The following is a 23,248-nucleotide window of genomic DNA, read 5'->3' on the forward strand; positions in this document are numbered from 1 at the left end:
GATCGAGAACCATGCCGCCTCATGGCGAAGCCACCGTGCCGCTGCGTTCCCTCAGCGCGGCCGAATGGGACCACACCTACGGCTCCACGAACCCTGGATGGGACGAGGAGCCACCACCGGTGCTCGGCGAACTCCTCGCCGAGCACGCTCCGCCACCGGCCCACGTCCTGGATGTCGGCTGCGGACTCGGCACCACGGCGCGGTGGCTCGCCGAGCGCTCCTACACCGTGACGGCCTGCGACTTCTCGCCCCGGGCGATCACCGAGGCCCGGCGCCGCACACCGGCAGGCGCGGCCGTACGGTACGAGGTGCTCGACGTCACCGGCCAACCGCCACCCCTGGAATCGTTTCCCGTGGTCCTCGACCGTGGCGTGCTGCACACCTGCCCCACGCACCGTGAGCGCCGGACGTTCGCCGCGGCGATGGCCCGGATGTGCCGCCCCGATGGACTGTGGCTCCATGTCGGGGCCGCCGCGCTCGACGAGGAGGACGCCCTGCACCAGTCGAACGGCCCCTCCTGGACCACGGAGGAGACCTTCCGCGCCGCGGTGACCCCCTGGTTTACCGTGCTCGACCATCGGATCTCCGATTTCGGGCGACGCCGGGGCGTCACGGACTGGGCGGCCCGGTACGTCGTGCTCCAGCGGAGGGAGCACTGAAACTACTGGTCAGCCCAGCCGGTTCAACGCCGCGTCCAAGGCCCTGCGCACCCGCAGCGCGTCCGGCGCCACCGCCGTGACCAGGACCGCCGGGCCCGCCAGTGGCGTGAGCGCGGCCCACTCCCCCAACGGTTCGGGTTTCGGCATGTTCTGAACGAACTCCGGCCGTACGACGACCAGTTGTCCGACCGCTCGGTTCCCCGCGAGGACGGCGGGGCCGTCCCAACCCGCGAGGGCGCCGGGCCCGCAGGACAGTTCCTGGTCGAGCAGGGGGCTGCCCGCGCGGTACACCGTGAGACGGCTGGTGAGTCGCCCCTGGTCCTCGGCCACCCGGCCGAGGACCTGTTCCTCGCGCAGCACGAGGCGGGCCCCCGGGGCGAGGTCGGCGCGGGTGGTGACACGCAGATCGCTGCCGAGCACCGAGATCAACTGCTCGGGCAGCCAGTGCAGTTCCGCGCCGTCCTCGACGGTCAGGCGCACGTCGTATCGCGCGGAATCGCCGCTCTGGCCGGGCAGCGCGAGGGTGGCAGCCGCGGAACCGATGTGCAGCGCGGCGCCCTCGCGCACCGTCGCGTCCACGCTCAGATGGTCGCCGCCCAGGGGGCCGCTCATCGCGCCGACGAGGGTGATGTGCGCCCCGGATCCGGTCGAGCGGGTGCGGCGCAGGGCGAGCGGGCCCTCGCCGTCGAGCACGGGCAGCACGGTGCCGCCGCGTCCGTCGGCGCGGGCCTCCACACGGGCGATGCCGCGGACGCCCGCGCCACCGCCCGTCCTGGTGACGCCTCGGGGCGCGAGGTCGACCGTCACGCCGACGCGGTCCATGCCGCGTACTGCGCCCGCACCCAGGCGGCGACGGGGCCGACGCCGTCCTCGGACCTCAGCGACTGGAAGGCCACGGGCAGTTCGGCGCGCGCCGCCTTCGCGTCGGCGGCCATCCGGGCGAGGTCGGAGCCGACGTGCGGGGCCAGGTCGGTCTTGTTGACGACGAGCAGGTCCGCGGTGGTGACGCCAGGCCCGCCCTTGCGCGGGATGTCGTCACCGCCCGCGACGTCGATGACGAAGATCTGCGCGTCGACGAGCCCCTTGGAGAACGTGGCGGTGAGGTTGTCGCCGCCGGACTCCACGAGGATCAGGTCGACGGGGCCGACCTCGTCCTCCAGGTCCTCCACGGCCTCCAGGTTGGCGGAGATGTCGTCGCGGATGGCCGTGTGCGGGCAGGCGCCGGTCTCCACCGCGGTGATCCGCTCGGGCGGAAGCACGGCCTCGCGCAGCAGGAACTCGGCGTCCTCGCGGGTGTAGATGTCGTTCGTGACGACAGCGAGGGACAGCTCGTCGCGCAGCTCACGGCAGAGCGCCGCGACGGTAGCGGTCTTCCCGGACCCGACGGGCCCACCGAGCCCGATCCGCAGCGCACGACGGCTGCCGTCGGCACGATGGGCATCGGCGGACACGGCGGCGGGACCGTCGTGGGAGTGGTCGAGGTGCATGTGTACAGCTCCAATAGATCAATTAGGGACGGACATCTCAGCCCGTCCAGGGCCGGGCATCTCAGCCCGTCCGGCGTTTGAGGACGAGCCCGTTCAGGGACGGGCGTTCCAGCCCGTCCGGCGTTTGAGGACGAGGCCGTCCAGGCCAAAAGGGGGTCCGGGACACAGCCCCGCGACATCAACCAAGCCAACTAGGAGGCGAACAAGCGCACAGGCCAAGCCGCATGCGCCTCCGCCCCGACCTCCAGCAACGGCGCCGACCCCGCAGGCAACGCGTCGACACCGTCGGACAGCACACGTCTCGCCGCGTCGACCGCCCGGCACGCCACACGGTCGACGTCCGGCGCGAGCCGAGCCAGCACCGCCGTGGCGTCGAAGGGATCGAGGCTCAGCAACCGCACCGTGGCGGTCGCGGGCCCACTGATCCCCTCGTACGCCGAGCAGTGGGCCGCGTCCTCCGGCCCGAGCCCGGCCGCACGGGCGGTGAGCCCGAGCACGACGGGCTGATGCGCCCCCTTGGGGAAATGCCGCGCCAGCGCGTCGAGTTCCGGGTGCGGCCAGGTGGCCCGCGCGGCCCGCATCATCTGCCGCCCCAGGCGCCGCGCGGCGACGCGCAGCGCCAGGGACGGCGTACGGGCGTCCGCCGCCGTGTCCAGGTCCACCGGATCGACGCCGAGGGCCGCGGCCGCCGCGAGGGCGGCCGTCACCAGGCCGGTGGTGTGCAGGCGGCCCCGGCAGAAAGCCTCCAGGCTCGCGGCGCCGGTGACGCGGCCCGCCTTGACGGCCTCTTCGGCCCCGCCGGAGTGGGCGTGCCCGCCCGCGGGGAATCGTCCGTCGGCCAGGACGAGAAGTGCTGCTCGTGACATGTGATCGTCGCCAGGTGAGTCGAGACGGTGAGAACCCTCGGTGGTCGGAGCCGTCAGAAGAGGAAGTACCGCTGCGCGAGCGGCAGTTCCGCGGCGGGCGACGGCTCGACGAGTTCGCCGTCGATGGTGACGGCGAAGCTGTCGGGTGCGACCTCGACCCGGGGCAGCGCGTCGTTCTCGTACATGTCCGCCTTCGAGCGGCCACGCGTCGAGCGGATCGCGGTGAACTGCTTGTCCAGACCGAGGCGTTCGGGAAGGCCGTCGTCGAGGGCCGACTGGGTGACGAAGTTGATCGAGTTGAGCGCCGGGGCCCTGCCGTGCGCGCCGTACATGCGGCGCGGCAGGATCGGCTGCGGGGTCGGGATCGACGCGTTGGCGTCGCCCATCTGCGCGTACGCGATCTGTCCGCCCTTGATGACGACCTGCGGCTTGACGCCGAAGAACGCCGGTTCCCACAGCACCAGGTCGGCGAGCTTGCCGGACTCCACCGAGCCCAGCTCGTGGTCGATGCCCTGGGCGACGGCCGCGTTGATCGTGTACTTGGCGACATAGCGACGTGCGCGGTGGTTGTCGGCGCGCACGTCTCCCGGCAGATAGCCGCGGCGCCGCTTCATCACGTGCGCGGTCTGCCACGTACGCATGATCACTTCACCGATGCGCCCCATGGCCTGGGAGTCCGACGACATGATCGAGATGGCACCGATGTCGTGCAGGATGTCCTCCGCCCCGATGGTCGTGGGCCGGATGCGGGACTCGGCGAAGGCGAGGTCCTCCGGGACGGCCGGGTTGAGGTGGTGACAGACCATCAGCATGTCGAGGTGCTCCTCGACGGTGTTGACGGTGTGCGGCCGGGTCGGATTGGTGGAGCTCGGCAGCATGTTGGGCAGCGAGACGGCCGTGATCATGTCCGGGGCGTGGCCGCCGCCCGCGCCCTCGACGTGGAAGGCGTGCAGGGTGCGGCCCGCCACGGCGTCGAAGGTGGCGTCGACGAAGCCCGCCTCGTTGAGGGTGTCCGTGTGGACGGCGAGCTGGGCGCCGGTCTCCTCGCAGACGTTCAGACAGGCGTCGATGGTGGCGGGGGTCGCGCCCCAGTCCTCGTGGATCTTGAAGCTGACGGCGCCCGCGCGGAGTTGGGCGTGCATCGACTCGGCGTTGACGGTGTTGCCCTTGCCGAGGAAGCCGACGTTGACGGGGCTCGACTCCAGCGCGGCGAACATCCGGGCCAGGTGCCAGGCGCCCGGCGTGATGGTGGTCGCCTTGCTGCCCTCGGCAGGGCCCGTGCCGCCGCCGAAGAGCGTGGTCACACCGGAGGCGAGGGCCTCGTCGACGATGGTCGGCGAGATGAAGTGGATGTGGGTGTCGATGCCGCCCGCGGTGATGATCTTGCCGTTGCCCGCGATGATCTCGGTCTCCGGGCCGATGACGAGCTCGGGGTGGACGCCGTCCATCGTGTCGGGGTTGCCGGACTTGCCGATGCCGGTGATGCGGCCGTCCCTGACACCGATGTCAGCCTTGACGATGCCCCAGTGGTCGATGATCACGGCGCCGGTGATGACCGTGTCGGGGGCGCCCTCGGCACGGGTCGTCCGCGACTGGCCCATCGACTCGCGGATGACCTTGCCGCCGCCGAACACCGACTCGTCGCCGGAGCGTCCGGGACCGCCCGAGCGGTCCTCCTCGATCTCGATCAGCAGATCCGTGTCGGCGAGCCGGATCCGGTCGCCGGTGGTGGGGCCGAACAGATCGGCGTACGCGGCACGGGACAGATCAGGCATCGAGGGCACCTCCGGTCTCTCCGCGTAGACCGGGCACGATGCGCTTGCCGGCGAGCGGAACGAGTTCGACGTCAACGGGAATTCCGGGCTCGAAGCGCACGGCGGTTCCCGCGGCGATGTTCAGCCGCTTTCCGTGCGCGGCGCCGCGGTCGAACTCCAGACCCGGATTGGCCTCGGCGAAGTGGTAGTGGGAGCCGACCTGCACGGGGCGGTCGGCGGCGTTGAGGACGGTGAGGCGGGTGACCTCGCGGCCCTCGTTGAAGGAGACGGGGTCATCGGCGAAGAGGATCTCGCCGGGGATCATTCCCCGACCCGAGACAGCGTGCGCTGCGGCATGCATGAGGCGCGGTCCCCCGTCAGACGATCGGATCGTGGACGGTGACGAGCTTCGTGCCGTCCGGGAAGGTGGCCTCGACCTGGACGTCGTGGATCATCTCGGCGATGCCCTCCATGACGTCGTCGCGGGTGAGCACCGCGCGCCCGGAGGACATCAGTTCCGCGACGGTACGGCCGTCGCGGGCGCCTTCGAGGATGTGGGCGGTGATGAGCGCGATCGATTCGGGGTGGTTGAGCAGCAGCCCCCGCGCCCTTCGCTTCTCGGCCACATCCGCGGCCACATGAATGAGCAGTCTCTCCTGCTCGTGCGGGGTCAGTTGCACGCGTCCCACCTCACAGTCCTCGCTCCGAACCGTGCGGGGTCCGGCTGCCGCGGCCACCGCGACAGATATAGATGTAACACACAGCGAGTGCGCATGATCTACGCACCCTTGGTTACGAAATCCGCTGGTGGCGTGGCATGGGAGGGTAGTTGGGAGGAGTTTCAACGAGGTTAACCAGTCATTGACCGGCTCATGACCATCAACTGGGGAGATCCATACTCACCAGCGCTCGCAGGCCGTTCTGCAGCATCTCGACGGCGACGTCGTCGAACAGGGCATATTGGGCGGCGAAGCCCTGAGCCAAGGCGATCATGGTCCGTGCGACATGGTCGGCGGGCACGTCGGAGGACATCATTCCGGCCTTCTGGTACCCCTCCACGACCCGTACCCACGCGGCCCGCACCCCGGCATACCCCTCACGGATGAGGGACGAGAGGTCGTCGTTGCGGAGCGTCTCCGTCCACACCTGGATCATCAGCCGCGGGTAGAACGACTTGGCGCCGTCGGTGAGACCCGGCTTGAGCTCCAGGACGTTGCCGAGGACCTCGCCGACCAGCTCGTGCGGCGGGGGCGGCGGGCTCTGTTCGGCGGCCGCCTCGAAGACGCCCCTGATGTCGTCGAGCACCTCGGCGACGATCGCCTCGATCAGCTCCTCCTTGCCGCGGAAGTAGCGGTAGACCGCGCCCGCCGAGAGGCCCACCTCCTTCAACACGTCCTGCATCGACGTGGCGTGGAAGCCGTTGTGCGCGAAGCAGAGGGCCGCGCCGTCGAGGATCTGCCGACGTCGCGCGTCGAGGTGTTCTTGGGATACCCGGGCCATGGGCTCAACGTAAAACGAACATTCATTCTTGACAAGCGCGCCGCCTCCCCAGGAGAGTGCATGACGTAAAACGAAGGTTCATTCTCTTTATGTCGCAGCCCTTTACGTCGCAGCCCGGGGCCACTCACCGGGCGCCCCCTTCGCGGAGGAGCACCCCCATGACCACGCCGCCCGCCACCGCGCCCCCGCAGGCGCGTCAGATCGTGATGGTGGCCGTCCTCGTCCCCGTCCTCGCGGCCCTCGCGCTCTGGGCCTTCGCATGGCCCGCCGCACGGACGGCGCCCCGCGATCTGCCGCTCGGCGTCGCGGGACCTGCCGCGGCGGCCGACCCTGTGACCCAGCAACTCCAGCGCCAGCAGGGCGCGTTCGAGGTCCACCGGTACGCCGACGAGGCCGCGGCCCGCGATGCCATCGAGGACCGGGCGGTGTACGGCGCGGTCGTCGCCACGCCCCAGGGGCCGAAGCTCCTCACCGCGTCGGCCGCGAGTCCCGTCGTCGCGCAGCTCCTTCAGCAGGCCGTGCGGAGTCAGGCCCCGGAGGGCAAGGCCGTGCCGACGGTCGATGTGGTGCCCGCGCCGGAGGCGGATCCGCGGGGCGCGGCCCTCGGGGCCAGTGTGCTGCCACTGGCGATCGCCGGGGTCGCGGCCGGGTCGCTCGTCACCCTGCGCCGCCTGCGCGGCATCCGTGCGGCGGCCACTCTCGTCACCATCGCCGTGTTCGTCGGCGCGATCGCGGCCGCGCTCACGCACAGCTGGCTCGGTGTGCTCACCGGCAACTGGTGGGTGGAAGCGGGGTCGTTGGGCCTGTCCACGCTCGCGGTGAGCGCCACCGTCGCGGGGCTCGCCGCGCTGCTCGGTCCTGCGGGGATAGGGGTCGGCGCCCTGACGATGGTCCTGCTCGGCAACCCGTTCTCCGGCGTGACCTCCGCGCCCCACCTGCTGCCCGAACCGGTGGGCACGATCGGCCAGCTGCTGCCGCCGGGCGCGGGCGGCTCCCTGCTGCGCTCGGTCTCCTTCTTCGACGGCGCGCGAGCGTTCGGCCCCGCCCTGACCCTCGCCGTGTGGGCTGTGCTCGGCCTGACGGCGGTGGTGCTCGGCGCGGCACTGAGGGGGCGGCGTTCACCGGCGGTCGCCGGGCGGCCCGCGGTGCGAACCGAAATGGCGCCGGTCGGCTGAGGCGCTCCCCGGGCGGGTGGGTTGTCCTCGGTCTCACTGATGGGCACGGTGCACGGCTCGCGGTCGCGGGGAGGGTACTCACCAGCGGCCGCCGAGCGGGTGCCGGCGCTGGCTACGGCCCGCCTCGTGCCGGTGAAGTTTCTGGCTGATGAGCAGGCCGAGGCGTACGCGACGTTCTCCGATGCGTGCCGTCGAAGGTCGTGGAGTACCTGGCCGGGCAGCTCGGCATCGCGGACGCCTCGGGCGTGAAGCGGTACGCCGAGCGGCGCTCGACGGAGTACGAGCACGCCGCTCCCGCCGCGCCTCACCCGCCGACGGGGGCCGACCCTCCGGCTTGACTTCGAGCGCGCTCCAAGTCCTAGCGTCCGAGGTGTTCGTCAGTGCTCAAGGTATCGCCCGGTCCGTCGGGCGGGAGGAGTATCCGCGCATGATCACCCGAACCAAGCTCGGCTCGCCCGGTCTCACCGTCAGCGCGATGGGCCTGGGGTGCATGGGGATGAGCGAGAGCTATGGCGCCGCCGACTGGGACGGCGGCCTTGCCACCATCGACCGGGCCCTGGAGCTGGGCATCACGTTCCTGGACACCGCCGACGCCTACGGCACCGGGCACAACGAGGTACTGGTGGGCCGGGCTATCCACGGCCGCCGGGACCAGGTGCAGCTGGCCACCAAGTTCGGCATCGACCGCAGCGCCGGCGACCAGGCACGCCGCATCCGCGGTGCCCGGGATTACGTGCTGCGTTCCTGTGACGCCTCGCTGCTGCGGCTGGGCGTCGAGGTGATCGACCTGTACTACGCCCACCGCCCGCCCCAGGACGTGGAGATCGAGGAGACCGTCGGGGCGATGGCCGAGCTGGTCGAGGCGGGCAAGGTCCGCCATCTGGGCCTGTCCGAGGTCGACGGCGAGCTGCTGCGCCGGGCACACGCGGTGCACCCGATCACCGCGGTGCAGAGCGAGTACTCGCTGTGGACCCGCGACGTCGAGGCGGTCACCCCGGTGATGGCCGAGCTGGGGGTCGGTCTTGTGCCGTACTCGCCTCTGGGGCGAGGGTTCCTGACCGGCACCCTGGACCGCTCCGCGCTGGGCGAGAAGGACTTCCGGCGCACCAACCCCCGCTTCGCGGGCGAGGCGGGCAAGGCCAACGAGAAGATCGCGCAGACCGTGCGCGAGGTGGCCGACCGGCTGGGTGCCACCCCGGCCCAGGTGGCGCTGGCCTGGGTGTACGCCCAGGCCGAGCGGCTCGGGGTGGCGGTGGCGACCATTCCGGGCACCCGCAGCCCGGCCCGGCTGGAGCAGAACGCGGCCGCGCTGGAGCTCACCCTGGACGCCGAGGCGCTGGCCGCGCTGGACCCGCTGAGCGACCAGGTGAGGGGTGAGCGGTACGCCCCCGCGCACACCGCTGAGGTCGCTCGGGGTTAGCCGGTGGGCTCGCCGCGCACGACGTACAGCTCGACGACGTCGTTCACGTCGCGCCGAAAGGTCGCCGACTTCCTCCGCACCACCGAGCTGGCGGCCGCCGAGCGGACAGCGCTCGCCCAGGGGGCGTCGTGCGGCGCGGTCAGGGCTACACACCGCGCGCCTCACGCCGAGGCCGATCCGTGCCGGAAGGCCGGACACGTGCGCGCGAAGGGACGACCGGCCCGCATCAAGTGTGAGGTCGGAGCCGGTCGTTGAGCGCGGCGCCGACGTCGGGGCAGTTCTCCCGGATGGTGTCGAGGAAGGCGTGCAGCACCGGCGAGTGATCGTGGGCCGCGAAAGACAGCACGAGATCGGGCAGGGGCGTGCGCGGGGTCACTTCGCAGAAGCGCACTCCCGGACGCGGGACCGCCCTCATGCGGGACGGGCCCAGGCCGACGCCCACGCCGGAGGCGGCGAGGCCGATGATCGTGTGCACGTCCCTCGCGACGGTCGCGCCGCCGAGCGCCGACGAGTCCGTGCCCAGCAGGGTGCGCAGTCCGGCGACCACAGCGGGCTCGTCCTCGCCGGCCGACACGATCAGCGGCTGTCGCCGCAACTGGTCGGCGCTCACCGACTGTTGACCGGCGTACGGGTGCGCCGTACCCACCACGGCGATCACGTGGTCGCTGCCGACCGGGACGGACACGAGGTGCTCGGCTCCGGCACCGCGTGGCGGGCCGAGGGTGAGGGCCACGTCCAGCTCCCCCGCGACGAGCGCCGGGGAGCTGCGGCTGGTCGCCATCTCGTGCAGTTCCAGTCTCACGTCGGGCCGTTCACGGCGGAACCGGCTCAGGACGCCCGGCAGCGGGTCGAGCAGTGCCGAGGCGATGAAGCCGAGGCGCAGCCGTCCCGTCTCGCCGCGCGCGGCCCGGCCCGCGTCGACCTTGGCCGCCGCGATCTCGTCGAGCGCCCGGTGCGCCCGCGCGAGGAACGCCTCACCGGCGGCGGTCGGGAACACCCCCTGACGGGTGCGGTCGAACAGCCGGGCCCCGACCTCGCGCTCCAGGTCGGCGATCTGCTTGGACAGCGGTGGCTGCGCGATGCCCAGCTCGCCCGCTGCCCGGCCGAAGTGTTCGTGCTCGGCGAGAGCAACCGCGTACCGCAGGTGCCGCGCTTCCATGACCCGCCCTCCGTCCCATCGATTCCATCGATCCATCAGCTGCTGGCGATACCTCAAAGATATCGCCATGCCGCTTACCAGATCTATAAGTGGATGACGCTGTGGTTCCTGTCTGGAATGGGGCCATGAAGAACGCATCTCTGACCGACACCGGCACCGTCTTCGTCCTCGTGCACGGCGCCTGGCACAGCTCCGGACAGTGGGCGGCGACGCAGCGCGCGCTGGCCGGACTGGGCGCTGCGAGCGTGGCCGTCAACATGCCGGGGCACGGCTTCGACGCACCCCTGCCCACCGGATACCTGCTGCCCGGCCAGCCGGGCCTGCTGACCGAGAAGTCGCGGCTCGCCACCCTGACGATGGACGACTGCGCCGAGGCCGTACTGAGCGTCCTGCGCCAGGTGCGTCACCATCGCGCCGTCGTGCTCGTCGCGCACAGCGCGGGCGGCGGCCCCGCGTCCCTGGCCGCGGAGCGGGCGCCCGAGCTGGTGGACCGGATCGTCTACCTCTCCGCGTTCGTCCCGGGCGGGCGGCCGCGGTTCTTCGACTACCTAGGCTCACCCGAGAACGCCACCGCGCTGGGCCAGAACCTGAACCTCGGCGACCCCGAGGCCCTGGGCGCCGTACGGATCAATCCGCTCTCACCGGATCCCGCCTACCTCGACGAACTGCGGGAAACCCACTACCACGACACCCCCCTGGACCGCTTCGACCGCTGGCGGACTGCACTGAGCCCCGACCTGCCCCTGTCGATCCCGACGACTCCGGTCACCCTGACCGCGGCACGGTGGGGACGCGTTCCACGAACTTTCCTGCGCTGCGCCGATGACCGGGCGCTGGCACCGGCCGCGCAGGACCTGATGATCACGGAAACCGACCGGGCCTTCCCCGGTAACCCGTTCACCGTGCGCACCCTGCCCGGCAGCCACAGCCCGTTCGCGGCCCGGCCGGACGAACTCGCCGCGGCCCTCGCCTCGTGAGAGAGCGGCTCGTCCTCCCGGTCGTACTGAGCGCGACGTTCGCGCAGTTGCTCAACGTCACCGTCGCGCAGATCGCCGCCCCGGCGATCCGCGCCGACCTGGGCGCGGGCTCGGGTGCCGTGCAGCTGATCCTGGCCGGGTACACCCTGGCCTACGCCTGCTTGCTCATCACGGCCGCGCGCCTGGGCGACCGGTACGGCTACCACCGGCTGTTCGTGCTGGGCACCGTCGTCTTCACGGCCGGTTCGGTGGCCGCCGCGTGTGCTCCCGACGCCGCGTTCCTCATCGTCGCCCGGCTGGTCCAGGGCGCGGGCAGCGGCTTGGTCGCCCCGCAGGTCCTCTCGATCATCCAGGTCGCCGTCCCCGCTGCCCGGCGCCCACGGGCGCTCGGCCTGTTCGGGGCGACGATGGGAGTGGCGTCGCTGGCCGGGCCGCTGATCGGCGGACTCCTCGTCGGCGCCGACCCCTTCGGTCTCGGCTGGCGCTCGGTGTTCCTGGTCACGGTGCCGGTGGCACTCGTCTCGCTCGCGGGCGCGACCGTACTGCCTCGCACGCGAGGCGCGGCGGGGCAGCGCGTGGACGGGGTGGGCGTGTTGCTGACCACCGTGGGCTTCGGCGCGCTGGTGCTGCCGCTCGCGCTGGGAAGGGAAGCGGGCTGGCCCTGGTGGACATGGGCCACGCTGGCCGTATCCGTGGCCGTTCTCGGCTGCTTCGCGCTGACTCTCCCGCACCGGCCGGATCCCCTGGTGCATCCGTCGCTGTTCCGCGACCGGCGGGCGCGTGCGGGGGTGCTGCTGGTGTTCGTGTTCAACGCCGGAGTGCCGTCCTTCACGTACCTGCTGTTCCTGCATCTGCAGTCGGCCATCGGGTATCCCGCCCTCACGGCCGCGCTGACGTCGGCTCCCTTCGCGGCCGCGGCCGTGTTGGGCAGCCGTGGCGCACCCGCGCTGGCCCGCCGACACGGGTCGGCCGTGCTCACGGTCTCGGCGCTGGTACTGGCGGCGACGGCCCTGGCTCTCGCGCCGCTCATCGGCACGGCGGCGGGACGCTGGGCGGCGTTGCCGGTCCTGGCTCTCGGCGGCGCCGCGTTCGGCTCGTTCACCGCCTCGGTGTTCGCTCTGGTGCTGGCGAGGGTGGACGGCTCCGCGGCCGGTTCCGTGTCCGGGCTGTTGCCCACGGCTCAGCAGTTGGGCGGATCGATCGGGGTGGCCGCGGCGGGGCTCGTCTATCTCGCACCCGCCGCCGGTCCGGGCGCCGCGTTTCGGCACGCCATGCTCTACGAGGCCGCCGTCTTCACCGTCACCGCGCTGATCAGCCTTCGGATGCGCGATCGGGACCGACCAGCCGCGCCACGGACGGATGCGGCGCGTACTGCGGGGCCGCTCCGAACACGTGGATCGTGAGCCCGGCGAAGCGCCCTCCACTGCCCCTCAACACCCCACACCCAGAAGGGGAGTTGGATCCGGGCTCAGGTCGCGCTCGGCCCCCGGTGCTCCGCCGCGATACCGAATCGTCGCGGTTCGCCGGGGGACGATGAGGTGGATCCGATCGAGGTGACGGAGGTGATGGTGTGCTCCTCCGGCTCCTCGGTCAGCCCTTCGAGGCGCTCCAGGTCGGCGGCCGAGACCAGTGCCACGAGCGGCTTGCCGTGCCGGGTCACGACGACCCGCTCACCGCCGTAGACGACACGGTTGATCAGCTCGGCGAGCTCTGCGCGGGCTTGCGTCACCGGAATCTCGTAGGCCATGCGTCCAGCTTAAACGCCACCTCAGGAACCCGTTCCCCGTGCGAGCACAGGCGGCCGCGTGGCCCTGACGGTGCGCCACGAAGTGCGGACGAGCGTCCGGGGCCGAGCGCCGACCGGCTCCCGTCGCTCAGCGCACCGTCCAGATCCACCCCAGCGGCGTGAAACCCAGCGTGCGGTCGGACCCTTCCCCCCATGAACGTACGTCCTGTACATTTTTTACAGATCCCTGCGGAGTGCTGCGAAGAGAGGCGTCCCATGAACCGTCCGTCGAACCACCCGGTGAACCGTCCGTCCGCCCGTTACGTCCTGCCCGAGTTCACCGAGCGCACGAGTTCGGGGACGCGGACCCTCGATCCGTACTCCAAGCTCCTCGAAGAGCGGATCGTCTTCCTCGGCACTCCCATCGACGAGACGTCGGCGAACGACGTGATGGCGCAGTTCATGCACCTCGAGCACCAGGCGCCGGAGCGTGACATCTCGCTGTACATCAACTCCCCCGGCGGCTCGTTCAGCGCGATGACCGCCCTGTACGACACGATCCAGTTCGTCACCTGTGACGTGGAGACGACCTGTCTGGGGCAGGCGGCGTCATCCGCCGCCGTGCTGCTCGCCGCGGGCACGCCCGGCAAGCGCTTCGCGCTGCCCGGCGCGCGCGTGCTCATCCACCAGCCGTCCATCGGCGAGCCGGTCCGCGGGCAGGCGAGCGACCTCGCGATCCAGGCCGACGAGATCCTGCGCACCCGGCGGCTCCTGGAGGAACTGCTCGTACGGCACACCGGACAGAGCCCCGAGCGGATCAGCGCCGACATCGAGCGGGACAAGATCCTCGATGCCCCCACGGCCGTCGAGTACGGCCTGGTGGACGGCATCATCCCGAGCCGCAAGAGCACACTGTCCGCGCACGACGGGAGGTGAGCCCGACATGCTTCCCCACCTCCCGCCCCTGCCCGCGCTGACGCGCGCCGAGGCCGAGTTGGTCGACCGCTACCTCGAAGTCGTCGACCTGGTGGGCCGGATCAACCCGGCAAGGGGCGAACTCACCTACGGAGGACTGCGCGCGGCCCAGGCCCTGGTGACCAGCGCGAAGGACCTGCGGGACGCGCTGACCCTGATGCACCGGCGCGGCGAGAGCGAAGTGCACGCGCCCACGCTGGCCCGCGCGCTGCGCGTGCTCGACGGCGAGCGAAGGACCCGCCGCGTCACCGTGCCACCCCCGTCACAGAGTTGATCACGCCCCTCGGCCAGACCCCTGTGGCTATGCGCCCGTTGACCGCCACCGAAGGCCCGAAACCCGTCGCGCCGCACTCTCCGGAACGTCCGGAGCCGTGTTGAAACGGACCAGACGAGCTACCCCGAACGGCGTAGCGAAGGGTCCGCCAAGGCGTGGTCGAGAGTTGCGTCAGAGGTGTACGAGGAGTGCGGAACGGACCATTCCGGTGCTGGTCGAACCGTCGTCGGCCACCCGGACGGCTGCCCCTTTCGGGCGGTGTCCACCTGAACGGGTCAGTCGTGAGGAGCCTCACAAAACGCCGTTTCGGCTCGGTTTTTTCGCCCTTGTCGGGTCAAGATCCTCTCCGACGACAAGCCCCCGCCACAGCGGCGGGGCGGTCCGGGCGGACGCCGAGTCCTGCCGCCACCCGGATGACCGGTCGACATCGGTGCAACGGCAGGAGTGGAGGACCCAAGCACGGCGGGCCCGTCCGGAAGGTCCGGACGACGCGCCCTTGGGGTGAAGCCGCAGAGCACGACGCGGCCGGGCATCTTCGCCTGCCCGAACCCGACAGGTCATCTTTCACAGGCGGCTGACGAAGGGTTGCGCATGACTGCGCTGAATCATGTTCCGTCGCTGCTCAGCAGGACGGGGGCCGCTTCGGCCCTCACGCTCGCCGTCGTAGGCGGCACCGTGGTGGCCCCCGGGCTCACCGGGGAAGCGCAAGCGGCCACTCACGGGACGAAGGCGCTCAAGATCGCGGCTTCCAAGAAGGGCTCCCCCTACCGCTACGGCGCGGCGGGACCCAACCGGTTCGACTGCTCGGGCCTGACGCTCTACTCGTTCAAGAAGACGGGCAAGAAACTGCCGCGCACCGCCGCCGCGCAGTACAACAAGACCAAGCACATCTCCAAGTCCCAGCGGACCCGCGGCGACCTGGTGTTCTTCCACTCCGGAAGGAACGTCTACCACGTCGGGATCTACGCGGGTAACGGCCGCATCTGGCACGCGCCCAAGCGGAACACCGTGGTGCGCCTGGAGAAGATCTGGTCCAAGAGCGTCTGGTACGGCCGGGTCCGCTGACCCTCGCCGCGACCGTCCTGTCCCCCGAGCACTCCGGAGTGCTCGGGGGTCAGGCCAGAACGGGCTCCACCAGGAGCACCAGACCCAGCACGCCGAGCGCGACACCGGTGACCGCCTCGATGGCACGGGCCGTACGGGGCCTGCGCAGCCACCTGCCGAGCCGGTCGACGAGCAGGGCCACCGCCGGGAACCACAGCAGGGCGAGCGCCACCACGATGGACGCGAGCAGCAAGGTCCTGGGCATCGCGGGACTGCCCGCGGGCACGAACTGGGGCAGCACGCTCAGGAACGTGATCGACGCCTTGGGGTTGAGGGCGTTGGTCAGGAAGCCTTCCCGCAGACCACCGGCCCGCGCCGTCAGCACGTCCTGCGCCGTCTCACGCGGTCGTGCCGCCGAGCGCAGCGCGCGATGGGCGAGGTACAGCACATAGGCGGCGCCGACCAGTTGGAGCGCCCGGAAGAGCGCGGGGACCGCGGCGAGCACCGCGGCGACGCCCGCGACCGCGAGGGCCGTGTGCACCAGGAGTCCGGCCGCGACCCCGATCGCACTGGCCACGCCCGCCCGCCGGGAGGCGAGGGAGTTGCGTACGACGACGGTGAAGTCGGCACCGGGCATGGCGACCATGCCCGCGGCGAACAGGGTGAAGGCGACCAGTTGTGCGTCCATGCCGCCCAGCCTGCCGGTCCCGAGCCTTCAACGGGTATGTGGAATATCCTGACCGTGACTTAAGCAGCCGTTTAGTCTCCGGGTCTGCGGGCCGGGATCCGGGTGGCCTGCCGCCGGAGCCGTACGCGCGCCCTTCGCGCCGCAAGGAGCTGCCATGTACGACCCCACGCGGCTCGCCGCACTCGTCGCGGTCTCCGAGGCCGGTTCGATCACCCGGGCCGCCGAGCGGCTCGGCTACACCGTGCCCGCCCTCTCGCAGCAACTGGCCAAGCTGGAGCGGGAGGCAGGGACGGCGCTGCTCGTACGCCATCACCGCGGGGCGCGGCTGACCGGCGCGGGCGAACTCCTGGCGGCCAGGGCCCGCCGGGTACTCGACGAGATGGAGCGCGCCCGGCACGAACTCGCGCAGCTCGCGGGCCTGTCGGGCGGCAGGCTCCGCGTCGGCACCTTCACGACCGCGGGCATCCATCTGCTGCCGCCCGTCCTGACCGCGTTCCGCAGGGCCCACCCGGACGTGGAACTGACCGTCGCGGGGTACGAACCGCCGTTCGGTGTCGCGGCGGTGGCGGCGGGCGAGGTCGATCTGGCTCTCACCCACGCCTACGAGCCCGCCGACGCGGTGCCGCTGCCCGCCGCCGTCTCCGCCGAGCGGATCCTCGTGGAGGAACTGGTCCTGGTGACGCAGCCGGGGCACGCCCTTGCGAGCGGCACGGCACGGCTGCCGCTGGAGGCCCTCGCCGGGCAGCCGCTGATCAGCATGGCGCCGACGCATCCGCCCCGACAGGCCGTGGAGCGGGCGCTCGCACGGGCCGGTGCGACGCCCTCGGTGCTGGTCGAAACGCCGGGCTACGCCCTGGTCTGCGCGCTGGTCAGCGCCGGGCTCGGCATCGCCGTGGTGCCGGAGATGGTGGCGCGGACCGCCGCCACCCCGGTCGGCACGCGCCTGCTGGAACCGGGCGACCTGCGGCGCACCATCTCCGTCGTCCACCGCACCGACGAGTCGACCGCCGCCGCGGACTCGTTCCGGGCGCTGCTGCGCGGGGCCTACGGCCGCTCAGTGGGCTGAGTCGGGGCGGGCGGGGTCAGCGGGCCGGGTCGCGGGGCCTGCCCTCGACCGGCGCCGTCCACGGCAGGGCGATCCAGACCGTCTTGCCGCCCTCCTCCGTGGGGCTGACGGACAGCCTGCCGCCGCACTCGGCGGCGAGCCAGCGGATGATCACCATGCCCCGGCCGTTGTCCTGCTGGACGGCGGCGGGCAGCCGCTTGGGGTAGCGGGGGTGGCTGTCGGTGACGCCGATCCGCAACTGTTCGTCCCGGTCGAGTTCGAGGCCCACGGTGAAGGTCGGCGACTGGCCGAGGGTGTGCTGCACGGCGTTCGTCGCGAGCTCGGAGACGATCAGCCTGATCGTGTCCGCCACGTCGGCCTCCGCGGGGAGGCCCCACTCCATGAGCACCCGCGAGACGTACTTGCGGGCCGCGGGGACCGAGGCGGGATCGCTCGGCAGGGTGACGGATGCTTCCTGGTGATCTGCCATGGCGACGCTGTCCCTTTCCCACCGGGACTGGTCTCGCCGACTCGTGGCGGATGACTCGAGGACAATCCCGGACTGGTGCTATCGCGCCAGCCTGCCACTCCTTGGCCGGTCACGGGTGGCGATCCACCGAGATGTGCATATATCTGTCGCTCGAAGCGGTGAACTCTGCAACGACAGACCGTATTTGGGCGGGACACCGGCACTTCCTCTACTGTCGCCTATTGCCCCCACCCAGCCGCCGCCTCACCGACGGCTCCGTCCGGAAGGAGACGGGCATGCAGTACGGGCCCGCGGTGCGTCGCCGCCAACTCGGCGCGGAATTGCGCACCCTGCGCGGCCTGGCCGGACTCACCAGCAGCGAGGCCGCGGCCAAGGTCGGCTGGCACCAGTCGAAGGTCAGCCGGATCGAGACGGGACGCAGCGGCGTGAAGGCCCCCGACGTGCGCCTGCTGCTCGAGGCGTACGACGTGAAGGACCCCCATCTCATCGAACGCCTGGCCGCGTTGGGCGGGTCCGACGAAGCGGGCGCGGGGCGTCACCACTGGTGGAAGGCCTACCGCGACCTGCTGCCCGCGACCTATCGCGACTTCATCAGCCTGGAATCGCAGGCGAGTTGGCTGCGCACCCTGGAAACCAGCGTCGTGCCCGGCCTGTTGCAGACCGCGGACTACGCCCGCGCGGTGACCAGGGCCGCGCTCGGCGGGCTGCCCGAGGAGCAGGTCAACGCCCTGGTGGAGGTGCGGCTCGCCCGCCAGGACGTACTGCGCGCGGATCCGCCGCTGCGGCTGAGCGTGGTGCTCGACGAGGCGGTGCTGCGCCGCCCGGTGGGCGGGGAACGGGTCTTCGCGGGGCAGCTCGCGCGGTTACGGGAGTCGGCACACCTGCCCCATGTGCGGCTTCAGGTACTGCCGTTCGCCGCCGGAGAGCACGTTGGCCTGATCGGGCCTTTCGTTATTTTCTCATTTCCGAACATTGCTGATCTGGATCTGGTTGTTCTCGACCATTTGACGAGTAGCCTCTACCTCGAACGGAAAGAAGACCTCCAGGCATACACGGAGGCCTTCAACTCCCTTCAGGAACAGGCGCTATCACCAGAGGACTCAACGGATTTCATCGCCGGGCTAGGCGGTGGCGCATAAGGAGGCACCATGACCGAACTGCCTCGACACCTACCTTCCAGCACCACACTGCACGGTGCGCGGTGGCAGCGCAGCAGCCGCAGTAATGGAATGAACAACTGTGTCGAGACGGCCACGCTCGACTCGGGTCCGCTGACCGGCCTGCGTGCCGTGCGTGACTCGAAGGACACGGCAGGGCCCGCCCTGCTCTTCTCCCCCGGCCCCTGGGAGACATTCGTAGACAGCCTCCGGTGAGCAGACCCCGGCCCAGGCCGGGCCGGGACCGGTTCTTACCCGGGTGCGTTGCGGCTGATCACTCGTACGGCATCGGCGATCTGTTCGTCGGTGAGATCCGCACGGGCGGTCAGCCGCAGTCGCGAGATGCCGTCCGGCACGGACGGCGGCCTGAAGCACCCCACCGCGAGACCCTCGGCCCGGCAGTCGGCCGCCCAGCGCACGGCCCCGTCCGGTGAAGGCGCCCGTACGGAGACGACGGCGGCCTCGGGACGCACCGCCGCGAGACCCTCCGCCGTGAGCAGCCGATACAGCTCGGCGGCGACCTCCCGCGCCCGCTCCGCACGCTCCGGCTCGGCGCGCAGCAGACGCAGGGCGGCGAGCGCGGCACCGGCCGAAGCGGGCGCGAGCCCGGTGTCGAAGATGAAGGTGCGGGCCGCGTTCACCAGGTGCTCGATGACCTTGGCGGGACCGAGCACGGCGCCGCCCTGACTGCCGAAGGACTTCGAGAGCGTGAGCGTGACCACGGTGTCGGGCGCGCCCGCGAGCCCCGCCGCGTGCGGCGCGCCCCGGCCGCCGGACCCCAGCACACCGAGCCCGTGGGCGTCGTCGATGACGAGCCCCGCGCCGAACTCCCGGCACGCGGTGGCCAGTTCGTCGAGCGGCGCGGCGTCGCCGTCCACCGAGAACACCGAGTCGGTGACCATCAGGGCGGGGCCGCCGTGGGCCTCCAGGGTCTTGCGCACCGCGGCGGGGTCGGCGTGCGGCACCACCTGTGTCGCGGCGCGGGCGAGGCGGCAGCCGTCGATCAGGGAGGCGTGGTTGCTCGCGTCGGAGACGATCAGGGAGCCGTGCGGGGCGAGCGCGGTGAGGGCCGCGAGGTTCGCGGTGTACCCGGAGGAGAACACGAGCGCCGCCTCGAAGCCGCAGAACTCCGCGAGTTCCCGCTCCAGTTCGGCGTGCAGCTCCGTCGTGCCCGTCACCAGGCGCGAGCCGGTCGCGCCGCCGCCCCAGCGCCGGGCCGCCCCGGCCGCGCCCTCGGCGATCGCGGGATGCCGGGTCAGGCCCAGGTAGTCGTTGCTCGCCAGGTCGAGGAGGCCGCCCGGGTCGGCCGCGCGGGGCCGCAGGGTGCGGACGAGACCGGCCGCCGACCGTAGCCCGGCCTGCTCGTCGAGCCAGTCGAACGGCGTGCTCGCCGGTTCCGCCACACGGGGCCTGTTTGTAGACATTGCACAGACCCTAGCCGCCCGGCCACCTGGCCAGGGTGTGGCAATACCCACACCTCAAACCGTTTCTGTTGTACGAACTCTCCTTGGCCAGGGGGGTCGCCGTACGTAAGGATCAGCGCCATGGATCTGCTGAACACGCTGGTGGACAAGGGGCTTCGGCGCGAACTGCCGACCCGCGAAGAGGCGCTGGCCGTACTGGCCACCTCCGACGACGACCTCCTGGACGTAGTGGCCGCCGCAGGGAAGGTGCGGCGGCACTGGTTCGGGCGACGGGTGAAACTCAACTATCTGGTCAATCTCAAGTCGGGCCTGTGCCCCGAGGACTGCTCGTACTGTTCGCAGCGGCTCGGCTCCAAGGCCGAGATCCTCAAGTACACCTGGCTCAAGCCCGACGAGGCGTCCCAGGCCGCGGCCGCCGGGGTCGCGGGCGGCGCCAAGCGCGTCTGCCTGGTGGCGAGCGGCCGGGGGCCGACGGACCGGGACGTCGACCGTGTCGCGCAGACCATCGCCGCGGTCAAGGAGCAGAACGAGGGCGTCGAGGTGTGCGCCTGCCTCGGCCTGCTCTCGGACGGCCAGGCGGAGCGCCTGCGGGGCGCGGGCGCCGACGCGTACAACCACAACCTCAACACGTCCGAGGCGACGTACGGCGACATCACCAAGACGCATACGTACGCCGACCGCGTCGACACCGTCCAGAAGGCGCACGCGGCGGGCCTCTCCGCCTGCTCGGGGCTGATCGCGGGCATGGGCGAGAGCGACCACGACCTGGTCGACGTGGTGTACGCGCTGCGCGAACTCGACGCGGACTCCGTGCCGGTGAACTTCCTGATCCCCTTCGAGGGCACGCCGCTCGCCAAGGAGTGGAACCTCACGCCGCAGCGCTGCCTGCGCATCCTGGCCATGACCCGCTTCGTCTGCCCGGACATCGAGGTGCGCATCGCGGGCGGCCGCGAGGTCCATCTGCGCTCGATGCAGCCGCTCGCCCTGAACCTCGCCAACTCCATCTTCCTGGGCGACTACCTGACCAGTGAGGGCCAGGCGGGCCAGGCGGACCTGGACATGATCGCGGACGCCGGTTTCGAGGTCGAGGGCACCGACCAGGTGACGCTGCCGAAGCACCGGGTCGACGCGGCGGCCGCCGCCGCGGGCTGCGGTTCGCACGGCGCGACGGGCGGCTGTGGTGCGCACGAAGGCGGCGGGTGCGGTCCGTGCGGGGGCTCCGAGGCTCCGGCCGCGTCCTCGGACGAGGCCACGGCCGGACCCGTGACCGAGCCCGCGGCCGAGGCCAACGAGGCGCGCACGGATCTGGTGGCGGTGCGTCGCCGGGGCGCGGGAACGGACCTGGCACCCAATGCGTGACCTCTCCACCGCGGACCTGATCGCGCTCGACCGGCAGCACGTCTGGCACCCCTACGGGCCGATGCCGGGCACCCGGGAACCCCTGGTCGTCGAGTCCGCGAGCGGTGTCCGGATGCGTCTCGCGGACGGCGGGACCGAGCTCATCGACGGCATGTCGTCCTGGTGGTCGGCGATCCACGGCTACAACCACCCCGTCCTCAACGACGCGGTGCGCGGCCAACTCGACCGCATGAGCCACGTGATGTTCGGCGGGCTCACGCACGAGCCCGCCGTCGCGCTCGCCAAGCGCCTCGTCGACATCACGCCCGAGGGCCTGGAGCACGTCTTCCTCTCCGACTCGGGTTCGGTGGCGGTCGAGGTCGCGGTGAAGATGTGCCTCCAGCACTGGCGTTCCCTTGGCCGCCCCGAGAAGCGGCGCATGCTGACCTGGCGCGGCGGCTACCACGGCGACACCTGGCAGCCGATGGCCGTGTGCGACCCCGAGGGGGGCATGCACGAGCTGTGGCAGGGCGTGCTTCCGCAGCAGGTGTTCGCGGACGCGCCCCCGGCCGGTTTCGACGCGTTCGACGCGTCGTACGCCGATCACCTCCACGAGCTGATCGGGGCGCACGCCGGCGAACTCGCCGCCGTGATCGTCGAGCCGGTGGTGCAGGGCGCGGGCGGCATGCGGTTCCACTCCCCCGGCTACCTCCGCGCGCTTCGCGAGGCGTGCGACGCCCATGACGTCCTGCTGGTGTTCGACGAGATCGCGACGGGGTTCGGTCGTACGGGTGAGCTGTTCGCGGCCGACCACGCCGCTGTCGCACCCGATGTGATGTGTGTCGGCAAGGCGCTGACCGGCGGATATCTATCGATGGCGGCGACCCTGTGCACACCGCGCGTCGCCGACGGCATCTCCCGGGGCGAGGTTCCGGTCCTCGCGCACGGGCCGACGTTCATGGGCAATCCGCTGGCCGCCGCGGTGGCCGGTGCCTCGATCGACCTGCTGCTCGGGCAGGACTGGCGCACCGAGGTCAAACGCATCGAGTCGGGCCTGCGCGAGGGGCTTGCCGAGGCGGCCGCCCTGCCCGGCGTCAAGGAGGTCCGCGTCCTCGGGGCGATCGGCGTCGTCCAGCTCGATCACCCGGTGGACATGGCGGCGGCCACGGACGCGGCGGTACGCGCGGGCGTGTGGGTGCGGCCGTTCCGCGACCTGATCTACACGATGCCGCCGTTCGTCACGGGCGACGACGACGTGGCACGGATCGCGCGCGCGGTGTGCGCGGCGGCGAAGGAGGGCTGACATGACGGTCATCGTGGTGTCCGGTACGGGCACGGAGATCGGCAAGACGGTGACGACGGCCGCGGTGGCCGCGGTCGCCGTCGCGGCCGGGCGCAGCGTCGCGGTGCTCAAACCGGCGCAGACCGGGGTCGGCCCCGACGATCCCGGCGACGCGCGGGAGGTGACGCGGCTCGCGGGCGAGGGCATCACCACCCTCGAACTCGCCCGCTATCCCGAGCCGTTGGCGCCGGACGTCGCGGCACGGCGGGCCGGTCTCGCCCAGGTCCGGCCCCAGCAGGTGGCCGACGCGGCGGCGAAGCTGGCGACCGAGCACGACCTCGTCCTCGTCGAGGGCGCGGGCGGACTGCTCGTACGCCTCGACGACGAGGGCGGCACCCTCGCGGACGCCGCGCGGCTCCTGGGCGCGCCGGTCCTGATGGTGGTGACGGCGGGCCTCGGCACGCTCAACGCGACAACGCTGACAGCCGAGGCGCTGCGGGCGCGCGGCGTGCGCCAGCTCGGACCGCTGATCGGCAGCTGGCCGGCCGCCCCCGACCTGGCGTCCCGCTGCAACCTCGCCGACCTGCCGAAGGACGCGGGCACACCGCTCCTCGGCGCGGTCCCGGAGGGCGCCGGGTCGCTCGAAGGGCCCGCCTTCCGTGCGGCAGCGGGGAGTTGGCTCGCTCCGGAGCTGGGCGGCACGTGGGACGCAGCAGCGTTCACCGAGCGGGAGGCGCCGGGGGCGCGGGCGGTCTGAGGACGGGGAGCCGCGGCGGTCGCGTCCCCTTTCCTGTTTCATGGAGACTCC

The 23,248-nt window shown here is 71.7% G+C and carries 27 protein-coding genes and 1 riboswitch; of the genes, 15 read left to right on the forward strand and 12 right to left on the reverse strand.

Annotation, left to right across the window (positions count from 1 at the left end; translation table 11 throughout):
• The first annotated feature begins 11 nt into the window (after positions 1 to 11).
• Complete coding sequence (locus KY5_RS01795; RefSeq protein ID WP_098240498.1) at positions 12 to 659, forward strand: class I SAM-dependent methyltransferase; 648 nt, start codon at positions 12 to 14, stop codon at positions 657 to 659.
• Between the two features lie 9 nt (positions 660 to 668).
• Here KY5_RS01795 and KY5_RS01800 read toward each other — a convergent pair whose 3' ends face one another.
• The 7 genes from KY5_RS01800 to KY5_RS01830 form a co-directional block, all read right to left on the reverse strand.
• Complete coding sequence (locus KY5_RS01800; protein WP_098240499.1) at positions 669 to 1,481, reverse strand: urease accessory protein UreD; 813 nt, start codon at positions 1,479 to 1,481, stop codon at positions 669 to 671.
• Positions 1,463 to 2,146 (reverse strand): urease accessory protein UreG, encoded by a 684-nt coding sequence (gene ureG, locus KY5_RS01805; protein ID WP_098240500.1) that lies wholly within the window; start codon positions 2,144 to 2,146, stop codon positions 1,463 to 1,465. Before ureG ends, KY5_RS01800 begins: the two co-directional genes overlap by 19 nt.
• 191 nt (positions 2,147 to 2,337) lie before the next feature.
• On the reverse strand, positions 2,338 to 3,012 hold the full coding sequence (locus tag KY5_RS01810; RefSeq protein ID WP_098240501.1) for an urease accessory protein UreF: 675 nt from the start codon (positions 3,010 to 3,012) through the stop codon (positions 2,338 to 2,340).
• A 53-nt stretch (positions 3,013 to 3,065) separates the two neighbouring features.
• Complete coding sequence (locus KY5_RS01815; RefSeq protein ID WP_098240502.1) at positions 3,066 to 4,787, reverse strand: urease subunit alpha; 1,722 nt, start codon at positions 4,785 to 4,787, stop codon at positions 3,066 to 3,068.
• Positions 4,780 to 5,091 (reverse strand): urease subunit beta, encoded by a 312-nt coding sequence (locus KY5_RS01820; protein ID WP_098240503.1) that lies wholly within the window; start codon positions 5,089 to 5,091, stop codon positions 4,780 to 4,782. Before KY5_RS01820 ends, KY5_RS01815 begins: the two co-directional genes overlap by 8 nt.
• A gap of 52 nt (positions 5,092 to 5,143) precedes the next feature.
• Positions 5,144 to 5,446 carry an urease subunit gamma gene (locus tag KY5_RS01825; protein ID WP_098247011.1) on the reverse strand — a complete coding sequence of 101 codons (303 nt, stop codon included), beginning with the start codon at positions 5,444 to 5,446 and terminating at the stop codon, positions 5,144 to 5,146.
• A 199-nt stretch (positions 5,447 to 5,645) separates the two neighbouring features.
• On the reverse strand, positions 5,646 to 6,266 hold the full coding sequence (locus KY5_RS01830; RefSeq protein ID WP_098240504.1) for a TetR/AcrR family transcriptional regulator: 621 nt from the start codon (positions 6,264 to 6,266) through the stop codon (positions 5,646 to 5,648).
• A gap of 158 nt (positions 6,267 to 6,424) precedes the next feature.
• On the opposite strand from KY5_RS01830, the gene KY5_RS01835 reads away from it, so the two are divergent.
• From KY5_RS01835 to KY5_RS01840, 3 genes are all read left to right on the forward strand, one after another.
• Positions 6,425 to 7,441, forward strand: a complete 1,017-nt coding sequence (locus tag KY5_RS01835) for an ABC transporter permease (protein ID WP_199842894.1) — start codon at positions 6,425 to 6,427, stop codon at positions 7,439 to 7,441.
• Positions 7,442 to 7,626: 185 nt separating this feature from the next.
• Positions 7,627 to 7,779 (forward strand): hypothetical protein, encoded by a 153-nt coding sequence (locus KY5_RS41305; protein ID WP_107645681.1) that lies wholly within the window; start codon positions 7,627 to 7,629, stop codon positions 7,777 to 7,779.
• 89 nt (positions 7,780 to 7,868) lie between these two features.
• On the forward strand, positions 7,869 to 8,861 hold the full coding sequence (locus tag KY5_RS01840; RefSeq protein WP_098240506.1) for an aldo/keto reductase: 993 nt from the start codon (positions 7,869 to 7,871) through the stop codon (positions 8,859 to 8,861).
• A gap of 226 nt (positions 8,862 to 9,087) precedes the next feature.
• Here KY5_RS01840 and KY5_RS01845 read toward each other — a convergent pair whose 3' ends face one another.
• On the reverse strand, positions 9,088 to 10,020 hold the full coding sequence (locus KY5_RS01845) for a LysR family transcriptional regulator (RefSeq protein WP_098240507.1): 933 nt from the start codon (positions 10,018 to 10,020) through the stop codon (positions 9,088 to 9,090).
• A gap of 125 nt (positions 10,021 to 10,145) precedes the next feature.
• Here KY5_RS01845 and KY5_RS01850 point away from each other — a divergent pair, with 125 nt between their 5' ends.
• Both KY5_RS01850 and KY5_RS01855 read left to right on the forward strand, forming a co-directional pair.
• Entirely contained in the window at positions 10,146 to 10,997 is an 852-nt protein-coding gene (locus tag KY5_RS01850; RefSeq protein WP_098240508.1) for an alpha/beta fold hydrolase, read from the forward strand.
• A complete protein-coding gene (locus KY5_RS01855; RefSeq protein ID WP_098240509.1) occupies positions 10,994 to 12,400 on the forward strand; it encodes an MFS transporter in 1,407 nt (468 codons plus the stop codon). Before KY5_RS01850 ends, KY5_RS01855 begins: the two co-directional genes overlap by 4 nt.
• Positions 12,401 to 12,465: 65 nt before the next feature.
• Here KY5_RS01855 and KY5_RS01860 read toward each other — a convergent pair whose 3' ends face one another.
• Positions 12,466 to 12,744 (reverse strand): type II toxin-antitoxin system Phd/YefM family antitoxin, encoded by a 279-nt coding sequence (locus KY5_RS01860; RefSeq protein ID WP_098240510.1) that lies wholly within the window; start codon positions 12,742 to 12,744, stop codon positions 12,466 to 12,468.
• A gap of 279 nt (positions 12,745 to 13,023) precedes the next feature.
• On the opposite strand from KY5_RS01860, the gene KY5_RS01865 reads away from it, so the two are divergent.
• The 3 genes from KY5_RS01865 to KY5_RS01875 all read left to right on the forward strand — a co-directional run bounded on the left by KY5_RS01865 (position 13,024) and on the right by KY5_RS01875 (position 15,037).
• Positions 13,024 to 13,659 carry an ATP-dependent Clp protease proteolytic subunit gene (locus KY5_RS01865; protein WP_098247012.1) on the forward strand — a complete coding sequence of 212 codons (636 nt, stop codon included), beginning with the start codon at positions 13,024 to 13,026 and terminating at the stop codon, positions 13,657 to 13,659.
• 7 nt (positions 13,660 to 13,666) lie between these two features.
• A complete protein-coding gene (locus tag KY5_RS01870; protein ID WP_098240511.1) occupies positions 13,667 to 13,972 on the forward strand; it encodes a hypothetical protein in 306 nt (101 codons plus the stop codon).
• Positions 13,973 to 14,381: 409 nt separating this feature from the next.
• A riboswitch (cyclic di-AMP (ydaO/yuaA leader) is annotated at positions 14,382 to 14,560 on the forward strand.
• 3 nt (positions 14,561 to 14,563) lie between these two features.
• Positions 14,564 to 15,037 (forward strand): C40 family peptidase, encoded by a 474-nt coding sequence (locus KY5_RS01875; protein ID WP_098240512.1) that lies wholly within the window; start codon positions 14,564 to 14,566, stop codon positions 15,035 to 15,037.
• A gap of 49 nt (positions 15,038 to 15,086) precedes the next feature.
• Here the strand turns inward: KY5_RS01875 and KY5_RS01880 are convergent, their stop codons facing one another.
• On the reverse strand, positions 15,087 to 15,704 hold the full coding sequence (locus tag KY5_RS01880) for a LysE family translocator (protein ID WP_098240513.1): 618 nt from the start codon (positions 15,702 to 15,704) through the stop codon (positions 15,087 to 15,089).
• 154 nt (positions 15,705 to 15,858) lie between these two features.
• Between KY5_RS01880 and KY5_RS01885 the strand changes: the two genes are divergently transcribed.
• Positions 15,859 to 16,770, forward strand: coding sequence for a LysR family transcriptional regulator (locus KY5_RS01885; RefSeq protein ID WP_098240514.1), 912 nt, complete (start codon positions 15,859 to 15,861; stop codon positions 16,768 to 16,770).
• A gap of 16 nt (positions 16,771 to 16,786) precedes the next feature.
• Here the strand turns inward: KY5_RS01885 and KY5_RS01890 are convergent, their stop codons facing one another.
• The gene (locus KY5_RS01890) at positions 16,787 to 17,239 is read right to left on the reverse strand and encodes an ATP-binding protein (RefSeq protein ID WP_098240515.1); all 453 of its coding nucleotides are present in this window, start codon (positions 17,237 to 17,239) and stop codon (positions 16,787 to 16,789) included.
• A gap of 275 nt (positions 17,240 to 17,514) precedes the next feature.
• On the opposite strand from KY5_RS01890, the gene KY5_RS01895 reads away from it, so the two are divergent.
• Together KY5_RS01895 and KY5_RS01900 are read left to right on the forward strand one after the other, a co-directional pair.
• The gene (locus tag KY5_RS01895) at positions 17,515 to 18,378 is read left to right on the forward strand and encodes a helix-turn-helix domain-containing protein (protein WP_098240516.1); all 864 of its coding nucleotides are present in this window, start codon (positions 17,515 to 17,517) and stop codon (positions 18,376 to 18,378) included.
• A gap of 9 nt (positions 18,379 to 18,387) precedes the next feature.
• Positions 18,388 to 18,612: a DUF397 domain-containing protein gene (locus tag KY5_RS01900; RefSeq protein ID WP_098240517.1), complete on the forward strand. Its 225-nt coding sequence runs from the start codon at positions 18,388 to 18,390 to the stop codon at positions 18,610 to 18,612.
• 35 nt (positions 18,613 to 18,647) lie between these two features.
• Here the strand turns inward: KY5_RS01900 and KY5_RS01905 are convergent, their stop codons facing one another.
• Positions 18,648 to 19,820 carry an 8-amino-7-oxononanoate synthase gene (locus KY5_RS01905; RefSeq protein WP_098240518.1) on the reverse strand — a complete coding sequence of 391 codons (1,173 nt, stop codon included), beginning with the start codon at positions 19,818 to 19,820 and terminating at the stop codon, positions 18,648 to 18,650.
• A 120-nt stretch (positions 19,821 to 19,940) separates the two neighbouring features.
• Here KY5_RS01905 and bioB point away from each other — a divergent pair, with 120 nt between their 5' ends.
• From bioB to bioD, 3 genes are read left to right on the forward strand one after another with little or no spacing between them, the layout of a single operon-like run.
• Complete coding sequence (gene bioB / locus KY5_RS01910; RefSeq protein ID WP_098240519.1) at positions 19,941 to 21,179, forward strand: biotin synthase BioB; 1,239 nt, start codon at positions 19,941 to 19,943, stop codon at positions 21,177 to 21,179.
• Complete coding sequence (locus KY5_RS01915; protein WP_098240520.1) at positions 21,172 to 22,461, forward strand: adenosylmethionine--8-amino-7-oxononanoate transaminase; 1,290 nt, start codon at positions 21,172 to 21,174, stop codon at positions 22,459 to 22,461. Before bioB ends, KY5_RS01915 begins: the two co-directional genes overlap by 8 nt.
• A gap of 1 nt (position 22,462) precedes the next feature.
• Complete coding sequence (gene bioD, locus KY5_RS01920; RefSeq protein ID WP_098240521.1) at positions 22,463 to 23,197, forward strand: dethiobiotin synthase; 735 nt, start codon at positions 22,463 to 22,465, stop codon at positions 23,195 to 23,197.
• Positions 23,198 to 23,248: the final 51 nt, after the last annotated feature.

It is taken from the genome of Streptomyces formicae (genome assembly GCF_002556545.1).
Lineage (GTDB): Bacteria > Actinomycetota > Actinomycetes > Streptomycetales > Streptomycetaceae > Streptomyces > Streptomyces formicae_A.